Below are 22,966 nucleotides of genomic sequence, written 5' to 3'. Positions count from 1 at the left end.
CTGAGAGACCCCTTGCCGGAACCTGTGAATTCCCTGAGAAACGCGCCCCGGCTAGGCGGGCAGCCCTAGACGACGGGCAGCCCGAAAAGCCGTGCCCCGTTCCCGTGGCAGACGGCCCGCAGCCAGTCGTCCCCCAGGCCGAGCCGTTCGAGGGCGTCGAGCTGATGGACGTACCCGTACGGGATGTTCGGGAAGTCCGTGCCCAGCAGGATCCGCTCCCCCAGATCCGCGAGCCGCGGCAGCTGTGCCCGCGGGAAGGGGCTGAGCCGCTCGGTGAAGTCGGTGAACACCATGGTCGTGTCCAGGCGGACCTCCGTGAAGCGCTCGGCGAGCGTCAGGAAGTCGGCGTACTCGGGCATCCCCATGTGCGCCACGACAAGCCGCAGCCGGGGATGCCGGGCGAGCAGCCGGCCGATGGGCTCGGGCCCGGTGTGCTTGCCCGGCGCGGGCCCCGACCCGCAGTGCGCCACGACAGGGACACCGGCCTCGGCGAGCAGCCCCCACACAGGATCGAGCAGCGGATCGCCCGGGTCATAACCCCCCACCTGCACATGGGACTTGAAGACCCGCGCACCGGCGTCGACGGCCTCGCGCACATACGCCTCGACGTCCGGCTCGGGATAGAACGTCGCCGTGTGCAGACAGTCGGGCGTCCGGCGGGCGAACTCGGCCGCCCAGCCGTTGAGCCACCGCGCCATGCCCGCCTTGTGCGGATAGACCATCGACGTGAAGGCCCGCACCCCGAACTCCCGGAGCAGCGCGATCCGTTGCTCCTCCTCGTGCCGGTAGATCACCGGCCACTTCATCCCGACCAGCGGCCCGGCCGAATCGAAGTACTCCCACACCTTCGCGAGGACCCGCTCGGGCATGAAGTGCGTGTGTACGTCGACGAGTCCGGGCAGCCCGAGCCGCTCCCAGAAGCGGACGACGCCGGCGGCCCCCCTACCGTCCGGGCTCGCCGAGTCAGCCCCGCTCAAAGCCATAGCTCCGCTCCACCTTGGCGACATGGACGGAGTACGTCTCGTACCACTCCTCGCGCCCCCGCCGCTGCGCCGCACGGTGCTCCGTCACGGCACGCCACTCCTTGATCGCGTCCTCGTCGCGGAAGTACCCGACGGTGATGCCGAGGCCGCCGGGCGTGTGCGCGGAGTCCATGCCCAGGAAGCCGGGGATCTTCGCGACCAGCTCCTCCATGTGCTCGGAGGTCTCGTCGTAGCCGTGGTCTGCCTCGGTCCGCAGAGAGGTGAACACGACGGTGTAGTAAGGCGGTTCAAAGGGCGGGACAGGCGCCACGGGAAGATCACTCATGTCCCTCAGGCTCGGCCACGCGCCCCGCACTGTCCACCCCTTCCCCGCCTTCATTGCCGTACGGGCAGCGAGACTTGACCCTCCGGTCAGCTTCGGCGGCGTACGGCATACGTCTCAGAACAGCCCGCCCTGCTCGACCGGCACCTCCCGCACCGGAACCGTCGTACGCGTCGCGCCCCGCACCCCTTCGAGCCGCCACCCCCGCAGCAGCCTGCTGTCGAGCACGACGAGCCGCCCCGCGTCAGCCAGACACAGATCGGGCCCCGCCACGGCGACCAGCTCCCCCGAGACCACCCCGCCGTCGACGAGTTCCGTGACGGCGTAACCACGGGTCCCCGCGAGCCGCTCCACTCCGAACACCTCCCCGTGATCCACGGTCCCTTCGGACAGCCGCTCCAACGATTCGGGCCACCCGTCGAGCGCGACGGCGAAGCCGTGCATCCGCTCCAACTCGCCGCGCCGCGCCGCCGCTCCCGGCAGCGCGGACCTGATCGCGCGCTTCCTGGCGTACGAGATGCGGTCGGGCACCTTGAGCGCGACCCGCAGCAGCTCCTCGGCCCGCCGCGCCGCCATCAAAGGCCCCCGTCCCAGCCAGGCGAAGGCCACCGCCCCCTGTTCGAGCAGCCGCGCGGCGCCACGCTCCTCCCGGGTGATCCCGACCTTCACCATCCCTGGCCCGAACCACGCCAGGTAGACGCGATAGGTCCGCGGATCGTCGGCGATGGTGTCGGCGGCCACCGAGTGCGCCCGGTCGAGCCGCGCGCACTCCGCACACCGGGCCTGCGTCGCCCGCCCCGCCACCACGGCGGCATCGGGGCACGGATTCCCCCGCGCCCCCACGCACCGCCGCGGCCCGGCGGCCCGGAACCCGAGGTGCCGCCCCACCACCAACGGGCTGACGTCCCCTCGCTCCCAGCCAAGCACCGGCTCCCCGCCCGCCCAGCTCAACCCCGCACTGCGCCACTCCATGGGGACAGTCTTGTCGAAGTCCGCAGCCGTTCGGGAGCGCCCCGAAGGGGCGCGGGGCTGTGACACGTGCGGCTCCGCCGCGTGGGCGCGACCAGCCACAACGGCCCCGCAGCCGAAGACCGCACACCCAGCGGAGCGCTACTGCTCCGCACGCTCCGTCTGGCGGGGCCGTCCGGTGGCAGCCGCGGCCACGCCAATCACCCACAGCGCCACCGCCACAACAGCGGCCGACGTACTGGACGACGCATGCAGCGACCAGGCCCACGGCTCCGGCGTGTTGTCGCTGTCGACGCCAAGCAGCAGCGTGGGCCCGAACATGCCGAGCGGAAGCAGCCACGCGAGCCCGCTGCCGAAGAAGCGGGCGCTGATCATGCCGAGGCCGAGATAGCCGACGACATTGCGCGCCGCGGAGCCGAACACCTCCGCGGTCGCCCCGGTGAGCAGCGGCAGCGCGCTCAGGCCGACCGCGAGGGCGAGCAGCACCACCAGGTACAGGCCCCGGTGGCGGGTCATCGGCTGGGCCGACGTCTGCTCCAGGTCCGCCATCGGCGAGAACAGCGTGGTCGCGAGGATGACCGCGTGGGCCAGCGGCACGACCTCGGCCACCGGCACGCTGAAGTCGACCAGATAGCGGAACTCGGGCACCGCCATCCGCTGCCCCGCGAACGCGGTCGCCACCAGGGCGACGATCAGCGCGACGCCGGTGGCCCGGGGCAGGCCCCGACAGCGCACGAAGGCGAGCACGGCCCACGTCTGAGGACTCCTTGGCGCGAGGAGGGTCCGCACAGGGGTCACCGCGGCAGCTCCGGAAGCGCACGGCAGGCACGGATGTCCTGCGCCGCCGCCTCGATCCACGTGTCCTGCTTCTCGCGCGGGGCACTGGTGATGCGCTCCAGGGCCCGCCCGAACTTCTCTCCGTAGTAGTCGCTCGGCGCGCCGGCGCGGGCACGGATGACGGCTTCGAAGAGGAAGGTGCCCGGGTAGCCGCCGGTCTCCTTGAGCACCGGCGGTTCGCAGTCCGTGGCCTCGGGCTGCGGCAGGGAGGCCGCGAACAGGGCGTCGGTCAGGTCGGCCTCGGTCTCCGCGGGCGTCATCAGGGACAGCTCGGCGGTGTGGCCCTTGGGCCTGTCCAGGCCGGTCGCGTAGAAGGCGCGGTTGAGCCCCTTCAGCGAGCCGAGCCGCTCGTCGACGGTCCGCACGGCGCCCTTGGCCTGCGGCAGCAGATGGCGGTCGTCCGGCCAGAGGCACACCTTCGTACGCCCGCTGGTGGCGCACAGCGGCTGCGCGGGCTGGGCCTTGCGCACCGCCCAGTACGAATCGGGCACCGGCGTACGGAAGCCCACCAGCGTGCCGCCCGCGACGAGTGCGGCCACGGCGAGCGCGCCCAGGGCGAGGGGCCGCGGCGCGAGCGCGGCACGGCGCCGCAGCGCGGGCAGCGCGGTCAGGAGCAGACCGAAGGCGAGACACCAGGCGACGGCGATCAGCATGCGCGTGGTGTTCGGCTCGAACTCCGAGCTCCAGAACTCGTCGATCGCGGGAAAGAGCTTGTCGAGCGGAGTGTCCGGAACGAACGCCACAAGAACGAAAAGCCCGTACCAGAAGATCCCCGCGAAGGGCGCGACCACACGGGACGGCAGCGCCGACCCGATCGCGATCCCCACGGCGATCTCCAGGCCCAGCATCGCGGCCCCGAGCAACAACGGCGTCCACGAGGGCCCGCCGACGTCACTGACCCCCGCGGTCCGCGAGAACGCCACACCGATCAGCACGGCGTACGCGATCAACGCCCACAGCCACACCGCGAGCCAGAGCAGCAGCGCCTGCGCCCAGCCGCCGCGGGCCGCGGTGTCCGCCCAGACCCGCGTCCGGTGCCGGAAGGCGCGGCCCGCTCCCCAGGCGGCCGCGGCGCTCATCACCGAGCCCATCACGATCACCGCGTAGAGCTGGACCTGCAGGCTGGTCTGGGTCCACCAGCCGATCCAGTCGCTCTCGGCGGGGCTCTCGGCGGTGAAGTAGTACACGCCGATCGCGCCCATGAGCGCGGCGGCCCACTTGGCCTCGCCGCGCCGCATCTCGGTCAGCAGCACACGCATCAGGTCGCCACCGCTTCCGTCCCGGCCAGATGCAGATACCCGGCTTCCACGGCTCCCCCGTCGACTTCCTTGCCGTCCGCGTCCCCGTCCCCGTCCGGGAGTGCGCACAGCTCGCCGACCGTCCCCGTGAACCGGACCGAACCCTCCAACAGCACGGCGACCCGATCACACACATGGGCGACGTCCTCGGCGAGATGGGTGCTCATCACGACCGCGGACCGCTCGCCCAACTCCCGGATAAGACCCCGGAATCCGACGCGCTGGGCCGGGTCGAGGCCGACGGTCGGTTCGTCGAGGAGCACCAGGGACGGTTCGTTGACCATGGCCTGGGCGATGCCGACGCGCCGCAGCATGCCACCGGACAAGGCACCCATCTTCTTCTCTGCGTGCTTCTCCATCTCCACGAGCCGCAGCGCCTCGCGGGCCCGCTCACGGCGCCGGGCGGCGGGCACCTTGCGCAGCCAGGCCGCGTACTCGGTGAACTCCAGGACGGTGAAACGGGGATAGAACCCGAAGGACTGCGGAAGTACCCCGATCCGCTGTCTGATGTGCTGCACCCTGGCCCGCCCGGGCGCCTCGTCCCCGAGGAGGCTGACCGAGCCGGACTTGGGTCTGCGCGCCGTGCTCAACAGCGACAACAGGGTGCTCTTCCCCGCCCCGTTGGGCCCGAGCAGCCCGGTGACCCCGGAGGGGAATTCAAGGGATACGTCATCGAGGGCGACCGTGGACCCATACCGGACGGTCACGGCCGCGACCGCCGCGACCGGCTGGAAGCCGGCCGCGGCAGCGCTGTTGCTACTGGTCACGTGATTCCTGATTCCTGATTACTGATCCTGATTCCTGATCAGTTCTGGGCGTTCACGTAACCGTAGGCCCGGCTGCCGGGGATCCCGGCCCAGGTGGCCTTGGTGTAGTACTTGCCACCCGTGCTGGTGCCCTTGTAGCCACCACAGCCGTACGCCTGCTTGTAGCTGCGGGAGGTGCCGGCGATCTGCGGGTCAGGGCGGAAGCTCTTGTCCTGGTAGATGTACGCGCTGAACGTCCGAGTGTCGTTCACCGGCACATCGCCACAGGCCTTGGCGTGACCGCTGCTCTTGCCCTTCCAGCGGTCACCGTCTTCCTTGTTGCCCGCGGTGGCTATGGAGAACGGAAGCCTGCTCCCGTTGATCTCCCCCGCGACCGCACCCACGGCCGGCAGCCCGATGGCCACAGCCGTCAGCGCCACGACCGCCAGCTTGCGCTTCCCCGTCAAAACCTTGCGCATCGATCCTCCAATAAAGCAGGACTTACTTGGTCGTTGATCACGCTATGTGCGGAATAAGTGACTCCGCCGGCCAATGCCTCCGCTGTGCCGGCGATCACACTGACGATCATGGGGCGGCGGCTCGACGGCCGCTCCGGGTGATCGCCGACGGTCGTGATCGCTAGCCGGACGGCGTGCCCGAGGACCACACGCCCATCCACTGTTCGGCGCCCCACGCCTCGTACCGTTGCACCTCGGTGAACCCCAGCTTCGCCGCGAGGCGCATCGAGCGGTCGTTGGCGGTCTGGGTGCAGAGCACCACCGGCTCGCCGGGAAGGGCGTCGGCGAACCAGTCGAGCGCCGCCGCGCACGCCTCGGCGGCGTACCCGCGTCCCCATGCCTCCGGCAGGAGCAGGTAGCCGAGTTCGGCCTCCCCGGCATCCAGGCGGACATGACTCCGCCGCTCCGCGTCGCGCCGGTTGAGCTCGACGGTGCCGATCATCGCTCCGTCGAGCTCGATCACGAAAAGGCCGGGGCGCCGCCCGGGCACCTCAGGAACTGAGCGTTCGAGCTCCGCACGCGGTCGAGGACCGCCCAGGTAGGTGCCCACCTCTGGCGATGCGAACAGCTCGATGAACGCCGCACGGTCCCGGGACTCGGACTCGCGGAGCACCAGCCGCTCGGTCTCGATCGGGGCAGGCGGCCAGGCGACGGACCCTGGTCCAGTCATGGTGCGGGTGCCCGCTCGCGGCCTACTTCTGCGGTGCCAGGGTGCGCAGGACGTCGAACTCGTTGCCCTCGGGGTCAGCCATGACCACCCAGTTTCGGTCTGCGCCCTGGCCCACGTCCGTCGTGGTCGCGCCGAGGGCGAGCAGTCTGGTCACCTCGTCCTCGGTGCTGCCGTCGATCGGGCTGACGTCGAGGTGGAGCCGGTTCTTGACGGCCTTGCCCTCGGGAACCTGGATGAACTGCAGGGTCGGCGGCATCTGGCGGGCCCGAATGTCCTCGACGGTCGGCACCCAGGAGCCGATCTCGACCCTGCCCTCGCCCCGGTCGATCACCTTGAAGTCCAGAACCGCGCACCAGAAGGCCGCGAGCCTCTCCGGATCATGGCAGTCAACGGTCAACTCGGTGAACCTGCTTGTCATGACTCCCCCAGATAGCTCGGACGGCGCTCAGAGTAGCCCGGGGCAACGCGAAAGGCCCCCGGATCATCTCCGGGGGCCTTTCGACTGTGTGCACTCGGCAGGATTCGAACCTGCAACCTTCTGATCCGTAGGTTGGGGCGGGGGCCTGCAACGGGGCCTGTCGGGCGGCTGATCTGTGGGCCGAGGTGGACCAGGATGCAGCCCCGTGTGGGGTCGTTGCCGTCAGGGTTGCCGTCGCTCCCAGGCAGACGGCAACGGTCCCGTCAGTCGTACTCGCGGAGCGCGGCCACTAGTTGTGCGCCCTCTTTGGCTCCTCGGCGCTTCAGCACAGCGGCCGTGGTGTGCAGCTCATTCCACGAGTGAGGGCGGCCGACAGCGGCGGCATCGGGGACGCTCGCCACAGCCACGGAGACGGCTTGCGCAGACTCGCCCGCCGCAGCGAGCGCATGCGCCAGACAAGCACGGAACCACGTCTTGTCACGCCGGTACTCGTCCGGCAGCACGCTCAACCCGACGGTGAGCTGATCCACGGCTCCGTGCCAGTCGCGCAAGTGCAGCGATGCCATGCCGCGTTGCAGGGTGAACCACGTCTCGTCGTAGAAGTACATCCACACCGGCTCGTCTTCGGGATATTCAGCCGCCCGACTCATCAGCCCCTGCGCCTCGTCAAGCAGACGGCGGGCGCTGTCGTCCTCACCCTGGAGCGCATGCCCGCGGGCTGCCATCTGCGTAGCCATGCCCTGCACGCCAAGCGACGTGCCGGGGGCTGACCAGCGTGACGCTTCCGCAAGCCTGACGCACCGGGTGGCTCGCCCCTTGGACCACGCCATGTGGGCCTTCATATTGAGCGTCGTGGCAGCCATGTTGGCGTCCCCGGCCTCCAACGCCCATTCGTGAGAACGGTCGTACCAGGCCAACGCGGCGGCCGTGTCGTCCTGGTCTTGCGCCATCCACGCAAGGAACTGGGCGTGCTCGGCGGCCAGCCGAACCACTCGGTCAGCCAGCGGGCCACGGGCGCCTGCGTACAGTTCCACGACGGTACGGAGCTGCTGGCGCATCACGTCCACCAGCGGTCGTGAGCCGATGAGATCTTCGGCCCGACGGTGCTCGGCGAGCAGTCGGTCAAGCCAATCGAGGGTGGCCTCGTCTACTCGGTGGGAGGAGTCGACCACGCTCGTCACGCGGGTCAGTAGATCCTCATCCGGCGTGGCCCCCGGAAGCGAAAGCCCCGGAACCGGGATCTCTGCCGGGCCTGCATCTGCTGATACGGCCTGGAGGTTCACCGGAATCCCCAGCCCGGCCACGATGCGCTGCCGCACCTCGACGGAGGTGATCCGGCGATGCTCCCGCTCGATGTCGGACACGTCAGGCTGAGCGAGGCCGACCCGTTCCCCCAGCTTCGTCTGGCTCAAGCCGGTGAGTTTGCGGTACCTGCGAAAGACGGCGCCCCAGTCCTCACTGGTGACCGCCGCTGCCAGCTGCGGGTGCGACCACAGGTTCTCGGGAGTGTCTCCCATATCTCCAATATAGGGCGGCTCTATAGGGCCGTGGGATGGGATCAACAGGTGTTCAGCGCAAGGGTCTTGCTGAACAAGGACCCCCGCGACCGTGGTGGACGGCCCGGGGGCATGGCCATCAACCCAGGAGGTTGACGACATGACTCAAGCTACAGCGAGACTCCGAGTGACGATCCTGCCGCTAGTACGGAGGTGATGGCGTGACGGTCACGACGCACACGGCACGGCTGCTTCCTTGGTCGACCCCCGAGGGCAAGCCGTGCTACCTGTCCAGCGACGGCAGCGGCTACTTGGACCGCGTGGCGGACAACGTTGAGTCCGTGCAACTCGGCATGGCAGGCGACCTGCTCGACCATGTTGCCGAGTTACTCAACGACGGTAAGGCCACTGCTGATCAGCTCCGGTTCACGCTGGCCTGCATGAGCCAGGCACTGCGCGACACAAAGCGGATCGCGGACAGCAGGGGCTCACGGCTGCCCGCGCCGGACGACGATCCCGGCTCGGTCGACGCGGAGGACGACGATCACGACGACGGCCCACAGCTCCCCGCTGAGGCCTTCGGATGAGCGCGGGCGGCCTCTCACGCGGCATCTATCGCTTCGCTGAATGGACGCTGAAAGCCGACCCGGAATCCGCCGTGCGCTACGTCGGCAAGTGCCTCACATGCTCAGAGCGATGTGCCGACACGGCGGCTGGAGATGACGCCCAACTGTGGTGTCTCAAGCACGCCGGGATCACTGGGCACGGCGGCTATGAACTGTGGGCGTTCCAGTACTTCACCGCCAGCATGGCCGACCCGGCAGGCAAGCCCGTTCCGGCCTCGTGAACTGCCCAGTTCTCGTAGCTCGGCCCAAGTACAGGCGCGCGTACCCACGCGGCCGGCACTCACGGCTTTGGCCGGTGTCCTGCCCGGGTTGGGGTCGGGCATGGTCAGGGGGCCGTACGCTTCCCGGCAACTCGGGCAGGCTTTGGATCTGCCCGGAATTTGAACGAGTGGCCCCCTGGCCTTGCCCGACGCGGGCCCCGACCCGGGGAGGTGGGTAAAGCCGTGAGGGCCTGCCGCCCCCGGCCACAGGGGAACGACAGGACGCTGAGGCTTAGGCCCGCGGTTGCTTGCAAGGCAAGGTGACTCGGCGTACGGGCGGTTCGCCGACCGGACGGGACCGGCCGAAGGCCGCACGCCCGGCCGAGGCGGCGAAGGCCGCCCGGCGCGCCGAAGGCGCGCCTTGACCTTGTAAAGAAACTTTGCGGAACCTACAGCCTCAGCACGGCCGCAGCGTCGCCCCCGGTGGATCGGGTCGCGGCGAGCCACTCCGGTGCGTTAGCCACTTCGAACCGGTCGGCGGGTGCCGTGATCGTGGTGAGTTCCAGGGGGTTGCCATTCGTGTCAGTCATGACGCGGCGGATCTCCAGGACTGCCGTACCGGTGGCTACGTCAAGGTCCCCCACCTCGTCGCCGATGGGCATGCGAGCGGTCACCGACGTGACGAACCGAACCGGTCCGCGCTGCCTGGCGAGACGCGCGTAATCGGACTCCGCCCCTCCCTCGCCCTCACCGTCTGCTGGCTCCTCGGGAGTCCCCAACTCCACGTCGTCGGGGGCGTACTGATCGTCGTCCTCACCGGTGCGAACCGGATCGGCCGTACCCGCCTCCATCCGCTCGTCCAGGTCCGCGGGCTCCTCGGGTTCCGGCTCGCTGAAGATGCCGAGCAGATGAGAGGGGATGACCGACTGCACGGCGATGGCCTGGTACGTGGGGCGCAGTCGCCAGACCTGGTAGCGGCAGAATCCCGGAGTCAGCGTGCGGACTCCCAAGGCTTCCGCCTCGCCCCGCCCGATTGCGGTCACGACCCCGGACGACAGGTCGAATCCTCGGCCCTGCTCACCGGCGTACCGCGACCCTTCCCCGGGCTGCCACCCTCGCGTCAGCGGGTCGTACTCCTCCGCCAACAGGTCAACCGGATCACCCGAGTTGATCAGAATCACGCGCCTGTCAGGCCGTGTCCGCACGAACGTCCCTCGCCCGTGCGAGGCGGTCAACAGACCTTCTCCGACAAGCACGTTGATCGCTCGCCGAACGGTAGGGCGAGACACCCCATGACGCTCGGCCAGCTGGTTCTCGCCAGGCAACGGGCTGCCGGGCGGATAGACCTCGTCGGCCACATCGGACCGCAAGGCGTCTGCGATCAACTTCCAGGCCGGGCCCGGGTCTTCGGTCTCGGTCATCGATCCTCCAAGCCAACAAAAGGGCCTACAACATGTAGCACAAGCGATGTACCGTCAACATGTGCTTCGAGATGTAGTACATGTTGACCTAGGTCCGCCCCCGGCCGGTGTCACGGCCAAGGAATGGGCGGCAGAGAAAGCGTTGTGGGAGCGAGTTCTTGCTCCCGACTACAGGCAGTGGGAGGAGGAGGTAAAGCGGATCGGCGGCTGCGCCCACCCGATCCACCTGACGGGACCGGTACGCCTGGTCGACTCGATCACCGGCGAGATCGTCCGCGAACTCGGCAACGGCGGCCGAACGACCTTGATGGTCCCCTGCAGCAACCGACGCCGAGAGTGGTGCGCCCCGTGCTCGCGGGTCTACCAGTGGGACACCTGGCACCTGGTGAAGGCGGGCCTCGTCGGCGGCAAGGGCATGCCGGAGTCAGTGGCCGAACACCCTCGCGCGTTCGTGACGCTCACGGCACCGTCGTTCGGCCCGGTGCATGTCGTGTCGGAAGACGACCCCTGTCACCCCCGGCGCGGCAGCGGCCAGTGTGAGCATGGTCGCCCGCTGGCGTGCTGGGAGCAGCACTCACCTGACTCACCTCTGGTCGGGCAAGCCCTGTGCCCCGGCTGCTACGACTACGCCGGGGCCGTGCTGTGGAACGCACACGCGAGCCGGTTGTGGCATCGCTTCACAGACCTCATGCGACGCCAGGAACTGCCGCGAGCGGCGGGCATCACGCGGGCTGAGTTCGCGCGTGCGGTGCGGGTGTCGTTCTTCAAGGTCGCCGAGTACCAGCGGCGCGGGCTGGTGCACTTCCACGCGGTGATCCGCCTGGACCCGGCGGCGGCCGACGGGACGGTGCCCGGCTGGGCCACTCATGAGCTGATCTCGGCGGCGGTCCACCAGGCGGCCTCGCTGGCGCGGCTCACCACGCCGTACAGCCCCGCTGGGGAATGGGAGCTGGGGTTCGGCGCCCAAGTCGACGTCCAGCCCATGCCGGTGATCAACACAGCGGACGAAGGGCAGATCCCGAACGCCGTGGCCTCGTACATCGCCAAGTACGTGACCAAGGGAGTGGAAGACGCGGGCATCGTCCACCGCCCCCTGTACTGCAAGGAATGCCACGGGTCAGGTCTCGGCGGCGCCTGCCCCCGCTGCCACGGGTCGGGCCTTCGGATATCTCCCGCCGAACTCCCTGGATCACTGCACGCACGATCCATGGTCGGCACGGCTGCCCGGCTCGGCGGGCTCTCCGAATATCGCGACCTGAAGCTCCGCCGCTGGGCTCACCAATTCGGCTACGGCGGCCATTTCTCCACGAAGAGCCGCAGTTACAGCACGACCATGACGGCGCTTCGTCAGGCCCGTACGGACTTCAAGACTGAACAGTTACGGGAACACCTTGGACTCGTCGGAGAGTTGATCGTCGATTCCGAACTCTCCTTCGCTAAGGCCGGATATGCCAGCAAGACAGAAGAGCAGATCGCTGAAGGGATTCGCGATGCCATCGAGGAAAACCGAATTGAAGGCCGCGCGGCCCTCGCGGATCTCAGGGCAGAGGAGGAGGACTGGATCTAGTGGACTTACCCGATCACAGAGCACCGCCGCTCCTGCTCACGGTGGACCAGGTAGCCGCTCGCCTCCAGGTGAGCCGCTGGACGGTCTACAACCTGATCCGCTCACGGGAGCTGGCCTCGGTCACCATCGGCCGGTCCCGGCGGATAAGCCAAGCGGCCCTGCACGAATACCTCGCACGTCTCTCGGAAGAAGGAAGCGCCTAATGGCGAAGAAGAACGCCAACGGGGAGGGCTCCATCTACGTCCGGCAGGACGGACGCTGGACGGGTTCGGCCTATGTCCTCACCTCTGACGGCACGTACAAGCGTCGCTACGTCTACGGAAACTCGTGGGATGAGGCACACGAAAAGATCACGCGCCTCAAGGCGGACTCGCAGAGCGGCGTCCCGGTTTCCGTCATGAAGCAAACCGTTTCGGAGTACCTGACGTACTGGCTGGAGAACGTCTCCCGGCCGAAGGTCCGGCGCGGTACTTGGGTGAACTACGAGTCGCTGACCCGCAATTACATCCTTCCGGACCTCGGTACGAAGAAGGTGGCGCGTCTTGCCGCACGCGATATACGTGCCTTCCTTCTCAGGACCTCCCGCACCTGCCAGTGCTGTGCGCAGGGCAAGGACAAGGCCCGCCCGGAGAGCAAGCGGCGGTGCTGTGCGCTCAACAAGTGCTGTGCGAAATACCCGTCGGACCGCACGGTGCGATTCCTCCTCGTGCTCCTGCGCGCAGCGCTCCAGCACGCAGTCAACGAAGACGACCTGCCACGCAACGTGGCCCGGAACGTGGAGCTGAGCATGGGAACCCAACGGGAGATCGAACCGCTGTCGGTCCAGGAGGGCAGGAAGCTACTCGCAGCGTCGCGAGGCGATCGCCTGTGGGCCGCGTACGAGTTAGCGGTGCGCCTGGGCCTGCGGCGCGGGGAGATCCTTGGACTGTCCTGGCAGGACGTGGATCTTGTGGAAGGCGTCGTGCACATCCGCAAGAGCCTCCAGCGAGTCAAAGGCGAGCTGTCCCTGTCAGCGACGAAAACCCGACGGTCCACTCGGCGGGTGGCGCTGCCTGGGGAATGCGTAACAGCGCTCAGGGCACGAAGGGCTCAGCAGCGGGCCGACCGGCTGGCCGCTGGCACCAGGTGGACAGCCTCGGACCTGGTCTTCACCACCCGCTACGGGACCCCCGTGGAGCCTCGGAACCTGAACCGAGCCTTCGAGGCCCTGAGCAACCGCGCGAATATCCGCCAGGTCCGTTTCCACGATCTCCGGCACACCTGCGCCTCGCTCCTGCACGAACAGGGAGCCGACGCCCGCACGATCATGGAAGTCCTCGGGCACAGCTCAATCCGCGTGACGATGGACATCTACACGTTCGTGCGGCTCGACACCCAGCGGGCAGCGTTCGACCGCGTAGGCGACGCCCTCGCGGCCGATGACAGCAACCGTGATGACGGCGGCCACGACGGCACAGAAGCAGAAGCCGCGAGCTGAGGCGGTTGCTGTCAATCGTTGCTGTCAACGCAAAAGCCAGAGGCCCAGTCGATTACTCGACTGGGCCTCTGGTCTGCTGTGCACTCGGCAGGATTCGAACCTGCAACCTTCTGATCCGTAGTCAGATGCTCTATCCGTTAAGCTACGAGTGCTTGATTTTTCTTTTGTCTGCCTTCGCTCCCCGGCCTTTCGGCCCGCTCGCGGCGACAGGAAGAACATTACATGACCGCCGCCGCCATGTGAAATCCGTTTGCCGCACCCCTTGCGACCTGCGGAAACGCGCTTCACGGCGAGGAAGCACCGAAGCCCCGGTCCAGCAGGACCGGGGCTTCGGATCATGAAGCGGAGGCGGAGGGATTTGAACCCTCGATGGGATTTAAGTCCCAAACCGCATTAGCAGTGCGGCGCCATAGACCGGACTAGGCGACGCCTCCAGCTTGCACACCTGCGCGAGCGCGAGGGGTGCGTGCAGATGATGACACAGCCGAGCGGTGTGTCACCAATCGCGGACTCCACGGTACTAGTGGTCAGGCCCACAGGGCAAAGCGTCCCGCGCGCCCGCAACGTCGCGTGCCGGGCGGCGTTAGAGGCGGTAGAGCCCGTACGTGTTCGCGTACCCGGTACCCCGCACCCAGTGGAGCCCCGTCATGTTGCGCCGCATCGCCCTCACCGCCGCCGCGTCCGTCGCCGCGCTCTGCGCCGTGCCCGCCGCCGCCCACGCCGACATGGGTCCGCTGCACCTGTCGACGCCGCTCACGGAGCCGACCCCCGACCGGCTCACCGTGAAGGTCACCGAATCGGGACGCGCGGGGGACGGAACGTACAAGCTGGAATGCCACCCGACGGGCGGCACGCACCGGGACGCGGCGAAGGCCTGCGCGAAGCTCGACGAGGGGACGTGGGGGAGGGACACGTTCGCACCCGTGCCGGCCGACTCGATCTGCACCATGCAGTACGGCGGGCCGGCCACCGCGCACATCACCGGGACCTGGAACGGGCGGCCCGTCGACGCGAAGTTCAACCGCAGCAACGGCTGCGAGATCGGCCGCTGGGACCGGCTCGTACCGGTGTTGCCCGAGGTCACGGCCTAGCTCAAGAGGGCCTTGCGTTCACCCGTCTTCATTCCCCGCTCACATCTTCTGCGTGCGACCTCCCTCTCATCCGGCCTCGCACGCACAACCACTCCCCGTAGACTCCCTCCCGTGACACGCCACGGGCCGAGGGGCAAGATGGCCTGAGCGGGTCGGCAAGCAGCAGTAATCAGGGAGGAAGCGTCGTCGTGAGCAGCAGGCCATCCCGAGGCGCTGCTCGCCTCGCAGCGATACTCGACGCGCTCCCGGACGCGCTGGTCCTCGTCAACGCCAACGGGACCGTCGTGAACGCGAACGCGATCGCGCTGGAGGCGTTCGAGGCGCCGGGCACCGCCCTCGTGGGGCGCGGGCTGCTCGATCTGCTGCCGGAGTTCGACTCCCGGCTGATTCCCGGATCGATGCGCAGGCCCGACTCCATCGACGAGCGCGGGCGGACCAAGCCGAAGCGGATGACCGCGCGGCGCACGGACGGCAGCGAGTTCCCTGTCGAGGTCACCAGCTCGAACCTCGAGGACATTCGGGACGCCTACGACAATTACGGCTACACCGGCGACGAGTTGCTCATGCTCGTCGTCCGCGACCTTTCGGGCGCCGTGGACACCGAGGCCGAACTCGCCCGTTCCCAGCGGCAGACCGAGATGATCCTGCGAGCCGCCGCCGAGGGTGTCGTCGGGACCGACACCGAGGGGCGGGTCGTTCTCGTCAACCCCGCCGCCGCGCAGATACTGGGCTTCCGGGCCAGCGATCTGGGTGGGCAGGAGCTGCACAACCTGGTGCTGCACTCGCGCGCCGACGGCGAGCCCTTCCCGTACGACGAATCCCCGCTCGCCGACACGCTCCGCTCGGGGCGCAAGCACCGGGTGCGCGGGCAGGTCCTGTGGTCCAAGAGCGGTGACCGGGTCGCGGTCGACCTGACGACGGCTCCGGTGCGGGACGGCGACCAGCTCGTCGGCGCGGTCATGACGTTCACCGACCGGCGGCCCTACGACGCCCTTGCCGAGGAGCACGAGGCCGCGCTCGCGCAGCACGCCGAAGAGATGCGGGCCGCGACCGAACGGCGCACGGAGGAGCTGCGGGCCGCCACCGAGAAGCACGCCGCCGAACTGGCCGCCGCCGCCGAGCAGCGCGCCGAGGAGGCCGCCGCCGAACAGGAGCGGTACGCGGCGCTCGCCGAGCGCGAGAAGGACCGGTTCGAGGAACTGACCGAGCGCGAGAAGACGCGGTACGACGCTCTTGCCGCCCGGCACGAGCAGCTGCTCGCCGTGCTCGGCTCGTCGTTGCGGGGCCCGTTGGACGAGCTGCGGCGTGAGCTGTCGGCTCTGGCGGCGGATGACGCCGGGCAGTTGTGGCCCGAGGCGAATCAGGTGCTCCATCACCTTTCGGCCGGGTACGCGCGGATCACCACGCTTGTCGACAATGTGCTGGGGTTCCAGCTGCTCGACTCGGGTGCGGATCAGCTTTCGTGCGCGAAAGTCATGCTCGACGCTGTCGTCGCGAGCGGCGTGGAGGGCGCGGTCGAGCTGATCGGGCCCGGCCGCGCGCAGTTCGCGGTGCACGCGCCGCCGCTGGAGGTCGAGGTCGACCCGGGGCGGCTCGCCACGGCGCTGGCCCACCTGGTCGCGGATGTCGCGGGGATCGACGCCACGGGGAACGCCCGGGCGGGCGCGGGCGCTTCGGCCCCGGCCGCCGGTGGGTACGTGGACTCGACGATCGTCGTGGCCGCGGCTCAGCGCGGTGAGGTCGTACGCATCGAAGTGCGGGGCCCCTACGCCGGCGGAGACCCGGTGCACGAGCCGATCGTGCGGGGCATCGTGCGGGCGCACGGAGGCGTGCTGCAGACGCATGAAGTGCCGGGGATGAGCGGCAGTGCGTATGTGCTTGAGGTGCCTATCGGGGCGGGGGCCGGGGCGGTTGCCGACGCGGCTGCCGTCGCTTCTGAGGCCGCCGATGCCTCGGTGGGCGCGGGGGTCACCGTGCCCGAGCAGGCCTCGGCCACCACTTCCGGTGGCGGGCGGCGGCGGGCGCGGCGGGCTTCCGGGCCTTCGGTGGACGCGTTCTTGGAGAGTGGAGTTCCTGGCGACGGCACCTCGGGGGGAGCTTCCGGCTCCAGCGGTACAGGGCGGCGTCGGGGGCGGCGTGCGGCTGAGGCTCCGCAGGTTCTTGAGGCTGGGCAGGGTGTTGAGGCTGCGGCTGCTGCTGGGGCTGGGGCTGAGGTGCCGGGTGCTTCTGAGGTGGCCGGTGCGGCTGGGCAGGGCGAGGGGGCGCAGACTTCCGGCTCCGGAACCGGCGCTGGCTCTGGCCTCGGCCTCGGCCCCGGCTCCGGCCCCGGCTCCGGCGGTACGGGGCGGCGGCGTGCGCGGCCCAGTGCGGTGGAAGGTGCCGGTGGGGCAACGGGTGCCGTGGAGTCCGTGGGCGCCGTCGGTTCGGTGGTGACCGCTGCCGAGCATGCGGCCGGGTCAGCGGCGCTGGGGGAGACGGTGCCGCCGCAGGGCGTTCCCGTTCCCGCGGGCGCGTCGGCTCCGAGGGCTTCGGCTTCGGGGCGGCGTGCGCGGCGTGACGGTGATCAGTTGGCGTTGCCCGCGTTGCCTTCGGGCGGTGGGCAGGATGCCGGGGCCGCCGAGGGGGCCGGTACCGCTGTTGCCGTCGCCGGTGCGCCTGCCGGTGAATCCGGCGAGGCCGCGCCGCGTCCGACCGGGCGTCGACGCCGTGCGCTGGCCGCCGCCAAGGAGCGGGCCGCCGCCGATGAGGCACCCAGCGGGCGCGTGTTCGCGCTGCCGCCCGCCGCGGCGGACCAGGACGACACCGGGCAGCACGAGGCGGCGCTGCACCACCCGGGCGACGATCACACCCCGCCGCAGCCGCACCCGGCGGATGCGCCGACGGGACGCCGACGGTCGCGTCCGGCAGCGGCGCCGGCTCCTTCGGCTGCACCTGCTTCGGCTGCGGCTGCTCCCGCCGCGCCTGCTTCGGCGCCTGCCGGGGAGGCCGCCGCGCGGAGCACCCCGGCCGCGGGTGTGCCCACGCAGGCCACCACGTACGGCGAAGGAACTTCCGCTGCCGCCAAGGGTGTTCCGACGCCCGGCCGAGGCGTTGCGCTGCCGCCCGAGCGCGGGACGCAGGCACGTGCCGCGCAGCCGCTGCCCGCCGAGGCCGCGCCCGGCGACCCCAACTCGACGCAGGGCCGCGCGATAAGCGTGCGTACGCTCGGGCAGGGCGTGCCGTTCGGCCAGCAGATCGCCGAGCAGCAGCGCAATCAGCCGGGGGCGGTGCAGGGCCAGGCCCAGCAGGCGTCGCCGCAGGGCGCGCAGAGTCCGCGTATCCCGCAGGCGCCGCAGCCTCCGCAAGCTCCTGCTCAGGCTGCCCAGGGGCCGGCCAAGTCCGCGACGGGGCAGGCCAAGCAGGCGTCCGGAGCTGCCGGGCCGCTGCCGCCCCAGGCTCCGTCTCCGGCCACCGCCTCGGGCACCCCGGCCGCAGGCCCGCTTCCGGAGCAGGCTCCCGCGCAGCCGTCGGCCCAGGGGCACACCCTCGGCGGCTCCGGTCGTCGGCGCCGGCTGTCCACGCCTCCGGAGCCGACCGCCGATGAGCGCCCCGAGACGGCGGCGCGCGCGCATCCGCAGGCCGCTCCGGCTCCCGCTTCCGCCTCAACCCCGGGTGCCGCTCCCGGTGCCCAGCCGCAGTCCCGTATCGGATCCGCCACCGAGGGCGCGGGCCGTGCGTACGCGATCGGCGCTCCGGACGAGGACGCCGACGAGGGCCCGGAGCCACTGGACGGTCCCGGCGGTGCGGTCGAGGTCGCCAACCGGCCCCAGCCGCAGCCCATGGACGACGAACTGCCGCCCGAGCCGCTGGACAACCCGCGCAGGCTCCTCGTCTGGCCCGCGCCCGACGTCACCACCCAGCAGGCGCTCAGCGACCGCGGCTACCGTCCCGTGATCGTGCACTCGCGCGAGGAGGTCGACGCCCAGATCGCGGCGTTCCCCGCCGCGCTCTTCGTGGACCCGCTGACCGGACCGATCACGCGTACGGCCCTGCAGTCGCTGCGCACGGCCGCCGTCGCCGCGGAAGTTCCCGTACTCGTCACGGCGGGACTCGGCCAGGCGACCCGCGAGGCCGCGTACGGCGCCGACCCCGCCGTACTCCTGAAGGCGCTCGCGCCCCGCGACAGCGAGCAGCACCCGCCGCGCGTCCTGCTCATCGAGGAGCACGAGGAGATCGCGCTCGCCCTGACCGCGACGCTGGAGCGGCGCGGGATGCAGGTGGCGCGGGCCGAGAGCGACGCGGACGCGGTGACGCTCGCGGCGCAGATGCGGCCGAACCTGGTGGTGATGGACCTGATGCAGGTGCGTCGCCGTAGGGCCGGAATCATCGACTGGCTGCGCGCGAACGGCCAGTTGAACCGCACCCCGCTCGTCGTCTACACGGCAGCCGTCGACGAGACGGAGCTGCCGCGGCTCGCGGCGGGGGAGACGGTGCTGTTCCTCGCCGAGCGCTCGACGAGCGGTGAGGTGCAGGGGCGCATCGTGGATCTGCTGGCGAAGATCGGTACCAACTAGCGCCCGGTACGGAACCAGCGCCCGGTTCTCAGGCGGTGATGCGGCGCACCGCGGCCTTGATACTGGCGCGCAGCCGTTCCTTGTCGGCTTTCTCGTCGCCGACGAGGATCCGCCGCATCTGCGGTACGGCCGTGGACCAGCCGGCCAGCGCGACCACCATGAACAGCAGGTGGGCGGCCGGGATCTCGTCGCTGATGACGCCTCGGGCCTGGGCGTCGGCGAGCACGGCGACCTTCCGGTCGTAGTGGTCGACCCGCTCCCGCTCGTCCGGGAGCTCGTCCGTGCCGTACTCGATGCCCTCCCAGAAGAGCAGCCGCAGCAGTTCGGGATGGGTGGCGTGGTAATCCATCAGCCGGTCCATCCAGCCGTCCATGTCGTCGGCGTCGACGGGGTTGCTGACCGCCATGTCGAGCATGCGCTTCTCGAGGACCTGCGTGAAGAGCTCGGCCTTGTTGCCGAAATAGGCGTAGATGAGCTGCTTGTTGGCCTTCGCCTCGGTCGCGATGCGGTCCATGCGGGCGCCCGCGATGCCGTACCGCGCGAATTCGGCCACCGCCGCCTCGAAGATCCGGGCCTTGGTGGCCTCGGGGTCTCTCACTGCCATGGGGACAGGGTAGCCAATCCTTTCGGGTAACCAACTGGTTGGTTGCTTGACAGTGCGCTGGTCGCGGGCGCAGACTTTTTCCAACCAACCAGTTGGTTGCCTCTTGGCGCAAGGAGTCGTGCCCCCTCATGCCGCCCCTCATGCCGCCCCTCATGCCGCCCTCAGACACCAGGAGCCGGACGCCGGTGATCGCCCGGGACGCGGACGCACCGCTCGGGCGAGCCGTCCCACCCGGACGCGCCGTCCCGCCCGGGCTGCTGCTCGCCATGGTGGCGATCTGCACCGCGGTGACCGTCGCCAACATCTACCTGGCCGCGCCCCTGCTGCCCCTCATCGCGCACGGCTTCGGCAGCGAACCCTCCGCCCTGGCCTGGCTCGCCTCGGTCTCCCTTCTCGGGTACGCGGCGGGGCTGCTGTTCTTCGCCCCGCTCGGCGACACGGCCAACCGCCGCCGCCTCGTCGGCATACTGTCGGCCGCCGCCGCCCTGGCCATGGGCGCGGCCGCCGTCTGCCCGGGACCCGTCGCGCTCGCCTGCGCCCTGTTCGTGGCCGCCGCGGCAAGCGTCATACCGCAGCTCCTCGTGCCGCTCGTCGCCGAGCGCGCACCCGCCGACCGCCGGGCCCGGCATGTGGCTGCCGTGATCGCCGGGCTCTTCGCAGGGGTCGTGGCCGCGCGGGTGCTCGGCGGCCTTGTGGCGCAGGCGCACGGCTGGCGCGTCGTCTTCGTGGGCGCGGCCGCGCTGACCCTGGTGCTCGGCCTTGCCACCGCCGCCCTGCTGCCCGCCGAGACCCGGCCGCGGCACAGCGGTCCGGCCCTGGCCGGTCTTGCCCGGCTGCCCCAAGTCCTGAAGGAGTCGCCCGAGCTGCGCCGCGCGTGCCTGCGCCAAGGCGGGATGTACGGCGCGTGGAGCGCGGTGTGGACCTCGCTCGCCCTGCTCCTCACGAGCGATGTGTACGACATGTCGACGGGCGCCGCGGGGCTCTTCGGCCTCCTCGGGCTCTCCGCGACCGTGGTCGCGCCGCTGGCCGGCGATCTCGTCGACCGGTTCGGGGCGGCGCGCGTGACGGCGACCGCCTATGCGGGTGCAGCCGTCTGTCTGCCGCTGTTCTGGCTCGGCGGGCGGCAGTTGTGGGCGCTGTGCGCGGCCGGGATCCTGATCCACGCGGCGCTCGTGGCGAGCCATGTCGCCAACCAGACCCTGGCACTGACCACCACCAGCCTGCCCGCCACCGCCAACACCGCCTATGTGGTGGGTGGATTCGCGAGCGGCGCGCTGGCCTCGGCCCTCGCCGGGACCGCCTTCACCCACGGCGGCTGGGGCGGGGTGTGCGTCGTCGCGACGGTGTGGCTGGCCCTGGGCTGGGTCACGGCGATACGCCGCTCCACGTGAGAGCGGCGTATCGCGCGGGGCCGGTGTCGTGCAGCCGGTCGGCGGCCGGGTCAGGCCTGAGGCCGCCCGGCATCACTCGACACCCGGCACCCGACACCCGGCGCCCGGTTCAGAGCTGGGTGACGTCCAGCTCCCCCTCCGCGTACTGCCTGCGCAGCACCTTCTTGTCGAACTTGCCGACGCTCGTCTTCGGCACGGCCGGCACGATCGCCCAGCGCTCGGGCAGCTGCCACTTGGCGATGGTGCCCGCGAGGAAGTCGCGCAGGGCTAGGTAGTCGACGCTCGCGTTCTCCTTCAGCACGACGGTGGCGAGCGGGCGTTCGCCCCACTTGTCGTCGGGGACGGCGACGACCGCCGCCTCCGCGACATCCGGGTGGGACATGATCGCGTTCTCCAGCTCGACGCTGGAGATCCACTCCCCGCCCGACTTGATGACGTCCTTGGCGCGGTCGGTGAGGGTCAGGAATCCGTCGGAGGTGATGACACCGACGTCGCCGGTCTTCAGCCAGCCGTCCGCGCTGAACTTGTCCTCGGGCTTGAGCACGTCCTCGCCGGCCCCGCCGTAGTACGCCGCCGCGATCCACGGGCCGCGCACCTCCAGCTCACCCGCCGACTCGCCGTCCCACGGCAGGTGTTCGCCGCCGGGGCCGACCAGGCGCGCCTCGACGCCGGCCGGGAAGCGGCCCTGGGTGAGGCGGTAGGTGAATTCCTCGTCGGTGCCGATCGCCTTGGCGGGCGGGCGGGCGACCGTGCCGAGCGGGGAGGTCTCCGTCATGCCCCAGGCGTGGCAGACCCGCATGCCCAGCTTGTCGAACGCCGCCATCAGCGAGGGCGGGCAGGCCGAGCCGCCGATGGTGACCTGGCCCAGCGAGCTGACGTCACGGGGCTTCGCGGTGAGTTCGGCGAGCAGGCCCTGCCAGATGGTGGGGACGGCGGCCGCGTGCGTGGGCCGCTCCGACTCGATCATCTCGGCGAGCGGCGCGGGCTGCAGGAAGCGGTCCGGCATCAGCATGTTCACGCCCGCCATGAGCGTGGCGTGCGGCAGGCCCCAGGCGTTGACGTGGAACTGCGGGACGACGACGAGGGTGGTGTCCGCGTCCGTGAGCCCCATCGACTCGCTCATGTTGACCTGCATCGAGTGCAGGTAGATGGAGCGGTGCGAGTAGACGACGCCCTTGGGGTCGCCGGTGGTGCCGGAGGTGTAGCACATGGCGGCGGCCGTGCGCTCGTCGAGCTCGGGCCAGTCGTAGACCGTGGGCTTTCCGGCGATCAGGTCCTCGTACTCGTGGACCTGCGCGGCGACTCCGGCCAGCGGGGCACGGTCGCCGGGGCCCGAGACCACCAGGTGCTCGACGGTCGGCAGCTGCGGAAGCAGGGGCGCGAGCAGGGGGATGAGGGAGCCGTTGACGATGATGACGCGGTCGGCCGCGTGGTTCACGATCCAGGTCAACTGGTCGGCGGGCAGCCGCAGATTGAGGGTGTGCAGGACGGCTCCCATACAGGGGACCGCGAAGTAGGCCTCGACATGCTCGGCGTTGTTCCACATGAAGGTGGCCACGCGTTCGTCGCCGTCGACCCCGAGGTCCTCGCGCAGCGCGTGCGCCAGCCGGGCCGAGCGTTCACCGATCTCGCGGAAGCTGCGGCGCTGTGGAGCGGCTTCGCCCGTCCACGTCGCGACCTGCGACGACCCGTGCACGGTCGTCCCGTGCCGAAGGATGCGGGTGACTGTCAGCGGTACGTCCTGCATCGTGCTCAGCACGGCGTCCTCCCGGTGGGCGC

At 70.2% G+C, this 22,966-nt stretch carries 21 protein-coding genes and 2 tRNA genes; 8 read left to right on the top strand and 15 right to left on the bottom strand.

Annotation, left to right across the window (positions count from 1 at the left end; all coding sequences use genetic code 11):
• Nucleotides 1-65: 65 nt before the first annotated feature.
• The 10 genes from OG453_RS04375 to OG453_RS04330 form a co-directional block, all read right to left on the bottom strand.
• A complete protein-coding gene (locus tag OG453_RS04375; RefSeq protein ID WP_266864670.1) occupies nucleotides 66-983 on the bottom strand; it encodes an amidohydrolase family protein in 918 nt (305 codons plus the stop codon).
• The gene (locus OG453_RS04370; RefSeq protein WP_266864668.1) at nucleotides 964-1,308 is read right to left on the bottom strand and encodes an antibiotic biosynthesis monooxygenase; all 345 of its coding nucleotides are present in this window, start codon (nucleotides 1,306-1,308) and stop codon (nucleotides 964-966) included. Before OG453_RS04370 ends, OG453_RS04375 begins: the two co-directional genes overlap by 20 nt.
• A gap of 114 nt (nucleotides 1,309-1,422) precedes the next feature.
• A complete protein-coding gene (locus tag OG453_RS04365; RefSeq protein WP_266864666.1) occupies nucleotides 1,423-2,277 on the bottom strand; it encodes a DUF2797 domain-containing protein in 855 nt (284 codons plus the stop codon).
• Nucleotides 2,278-2,415: 138 nt separating this feature from the next.
• A complete protein-coding gene (locus OG453_RS04360) occupies nucleotides 2,416-3,072 on the bottom strand; it encodes a hypothetical protein (RefSeq protein ID WP_266864665.1) in 657 nt (218 codons plus the stop codon).
• Nucleotides 3,069-4,370, bottom strand: coding sequence for a hypothetical protein (locus OG453_RS04355; RefSeq protein ID WP_266864663.1), 1,302 nt, complete (start codon nucleotides 4,368-4,370; stop codon nucleotides 3,069-3,071). The genes OG453_RS04360 and OG453_RS04355 overlap by 4 nt, the downstream gene beginning before the upstream one ends.
• Nucleotides 4,370-5,176, bottom strand: coding sequence for an ATP-binding cassette domain-containing protein (locus OG453_RS04350; RefSeq protein WP_266864661.1), 807 nt, complete (start codon nucleotides 5,174-5,176; stop codon nucleotides 4,370-4,372). The genes OG453_RS04355 and OG453_RS04350 overlap by 1 nt, the downstream gene beginning before the upstream one ends.
• A gap of 38 nt (nucleotides 5,177-5,214) precedes the next feature.
• Nucleotides 5,215-5,634: a hypothetical protein gene (locus tag OG453_RS04345; RefSeq protein ID WP_266864659.1), complete on the bottom strand. Its 420-nt coding sequence runs from the start codon at nucleotides 5,632-5,634 to the stop codon at nucleotides 5,215-5,217.
• Nucleotides 5,635-5,794: 160 nt separating this feature from the next.
• A complete protein-coding gene (locus OG453_RS04340) occupies nucleotides 5,795-6,343 on the bottom strand; it encodes a GNAT family N-acetyltransferase (protein WP_266864657.1) in 549 nt (182 codons plus the stop codon).
• Nucleotides 6,344-6,365: 22 nt separating this feature from the next.
• Nucleotides 6,366-6,761: a VOC family protein gene (locus OG453_RS04335; RefSeq protein ID WP_266864655.1), complete on the bottom strand. Its 396-nt coding sequence runs from the start codon at nucleotides 6,759-6,761 to the stop codon at nucleotides 6,366-6,368.
• 263 nt (nucleotides 6,762-7,024) lie between these two features.
• Nucleotides 7,025-8,278 (bottom strand): helix-turn-helix domain-containing protein, encoded by a 1,254-nt coding sequence (locus OG453_RS04330; RefSeq protein WP_266864653.1) that lies wholly within the window; start codon nucleotides 8,276-8,278, stop codon nucleotides 7,025-7,027.
• 200 nt (nucleotides 8,279-8,478) lie between these two features.
• Between OG453_RS04330 and OG453_RS04325 the strand changes: the two genes are divergently transcribed.
• A complete protein-coding gene (locus OG453_RS04325; RefSeq protein WP_266864651.1) occupies nucleotides 8,479-8,844 on the top strand; it encodes a hypothetical protein in 366 nt (121 codons plus the stop codon).
• A complete protein-coding gene (locus tag OG453_RS04320) occupies nucleotides 8,841-9,104 on the top strand; it encodes a hypothetical protein (protein WP_266864649.1) in 264 nt (87 codons plus the stop codon). The genes OG453_RS04325 and OG453_RS04320 overlap by 4 nt, the downstream gene beginning before the upstream one ends.
• A 428-nt stretch (nucleotides 9,105-9,532) precedes the next feature.
• Here the strand turns inward: OG453_RS04320 and OG453_RS04315 are convergent, their stop codons facing one another.
• Entirely contained in the window at nucleotides 9,533-10,504 is a 972-nt protein-coding gene (locus OG453_RS04315; RefSeq protein WP_266864647.1) for a GntR family transcriptional regulator, read from the bottom strand.
• 46 nt (nucleotides 10,505-10,550) lie between these two features.
• Between OG453_RS04315 and OG453_RS04310 the strand changes: the two genes are divergently transcribed.
• From OG453_RS04310 to OG453_RS04300, 3 genes are read left to right on the top strand one after another with little or no spacing between them, the layout of a single operon-like run.
• Nucleotides 10,551-12,071, top strand: coding sequence for a replication initiator (locus OG453_RS04310; protein ID WP_323178602.1), 1,521 nt, complete (start codon nucleotides 10,551-10,553; stop codon nucleotides 12,069-12,071).
• Nucleotides 12,071-12,274: a helix-turn-helix domain-containing protein gene (locus OG453_RS04305; RefSeq protein ID WP_266864643.1), complete on the top strand. Its 204-nt coding sequence runs from the start codon at nucleotides 12,071-12,073 to the stop codon at nucleotides 12,272-12,274. The genes OG453_RS04310 and OG453_RS04305 overlap by 1 nt, the downstream gene beginning before the upstream one ends.
• Nucleotides 12,274-13,548, top strand: coding sequence for a site-specific integrase (locus tag OG453_RS04300; RefSeq protein WP_266864642.1), 1,275 nt, complete (start codon nucleotides 12,274-12,276; stop codon nucleotides 13,546-13,548). Before OG453_RS04305 ends, OG453_RS04300 begins: the two co-directional genes overlap by 1 nt.
• Before the next feature lie 79 nt (nucleotides 13,549-13,627).
• On the opposite strand, the gene OG453_RS04295 is transcribed toward OG453_RS04300, so the two are convergent.
• Both OG453_RS04295 and OG453_RS04290 read right to left on the bottom strand, forming a co-directional pair.
• A tRNA-Arg gene (locus tag OG453_RS04295) sits at nucleotides 13,628-13,700 on the bottom strand.
• A gap of 191 nt (nucleotides 13,701-13,891) precedes the next feature.
• A tRNA-Ser gene (locus OG453_RS04290) sits at nucleotides 13,892-13,982 on the bottom strand.
• A 213-nt stretch (nucleotides 13,983-14,195) separates the two neighbouring features.
• On the opposite strand from OG453_RS04290, the gene OG453_RS04285 reads away from it, so the two are divergent.
• Nucleotides 14,196-14,639 carry an SSI family serine proteinase inhibitor gene (locus OG453_RS04285; protein ID WP_266864641.1) on the top strand — a complete coding sequence of 148 codons (444 nt, stop codon included), beginning with the start codon at nucleotides 14,196-14,198 and terminating at the stop codon, nucleotides 14,637-14,639.
• Between the two features lie 188 nt (nucleotides 14,640-14,827).
• Nucleotides 14,828-19,192, top strand: a complete 4,365-nt coding sequence (locus OG453_RS04280) for a PAS domain-containing protein (RefSeq protein ID WP_266864639.1) — start codon at nucleotides 14,828-14,830, stop codon at nucleotides 19,190-19,192.
• A 28-nt stretch (nucleotides 19,193-19,220) separates the two neighbouring features.
• Here OG453_RS04280 and OG453_RS04275 read toward each other — a convergent pair whose 3' ends face one another.
• The gene (locus OG453_RS04275) at nucleotides 19,221-19,796 is read right to left on the bottom strand and encodes a TetR family transcriptional regulator (RefSeq protein ID WP_266864637.1); all 576 of its coding nucleotides are present in this window, start codon (nucleotides 19,794-19,796) and stop codon (nucleotides 19,221-19,223) included.
• A gap of 266 nt (nucleotides 19,797-20,062) precedes the next feature.
• Between OG453_RS04275 and OG453_RS04270 the strand changes: the two genes are divergently transcribed.
• The gene (locus tag OG453_RS04270) at nucleotides 20,063-21,187 is read left to right on the top strand and encodes an MFS transporter (RefSeq protein ID WP_266869704.1); all 1,125 of its coding nucleotides are present in this window, start codon (nucleotides 20,063-20,065) and stop codon (nucleotides 21,185-21,187) included.
• Nucleotides 21,188-21,296: 109 nt separating this feature from the next.
• On the opposite strand, the gene OG453_RS04265 is transcribed toward OG453_RS04270, so the two are convergent.
• Complete coding sequence (locus tag OG453_RS04265) at nucleotides 21,297-22,946, bottom strand: long-chain fatty acid--CoA ligase (protein ID WP_266864635.1); 1,650 nt, start codon at nucleotides 22,944-22,946, stop codon at nucleotides 21,297-21,299.
• Nucleotides 22,947-22,966 lie beyond the last annotated feature (20 nt).

Source organism: Streptomyces sp. NBC_01381 (genome assembly GCF_026340305.1).
Taxonomy (GTDB): domain Bacteria; phylum Actinomycetota; class Actinomycetes; order Streptomycetales; family Streptomycetaceae; genus Streptomyces.
The sequence above is the reverse complement of the archived record's forward strand: the minus strand, read 5'-3'. Positions and strand labels throughout refer to the sequence as shown.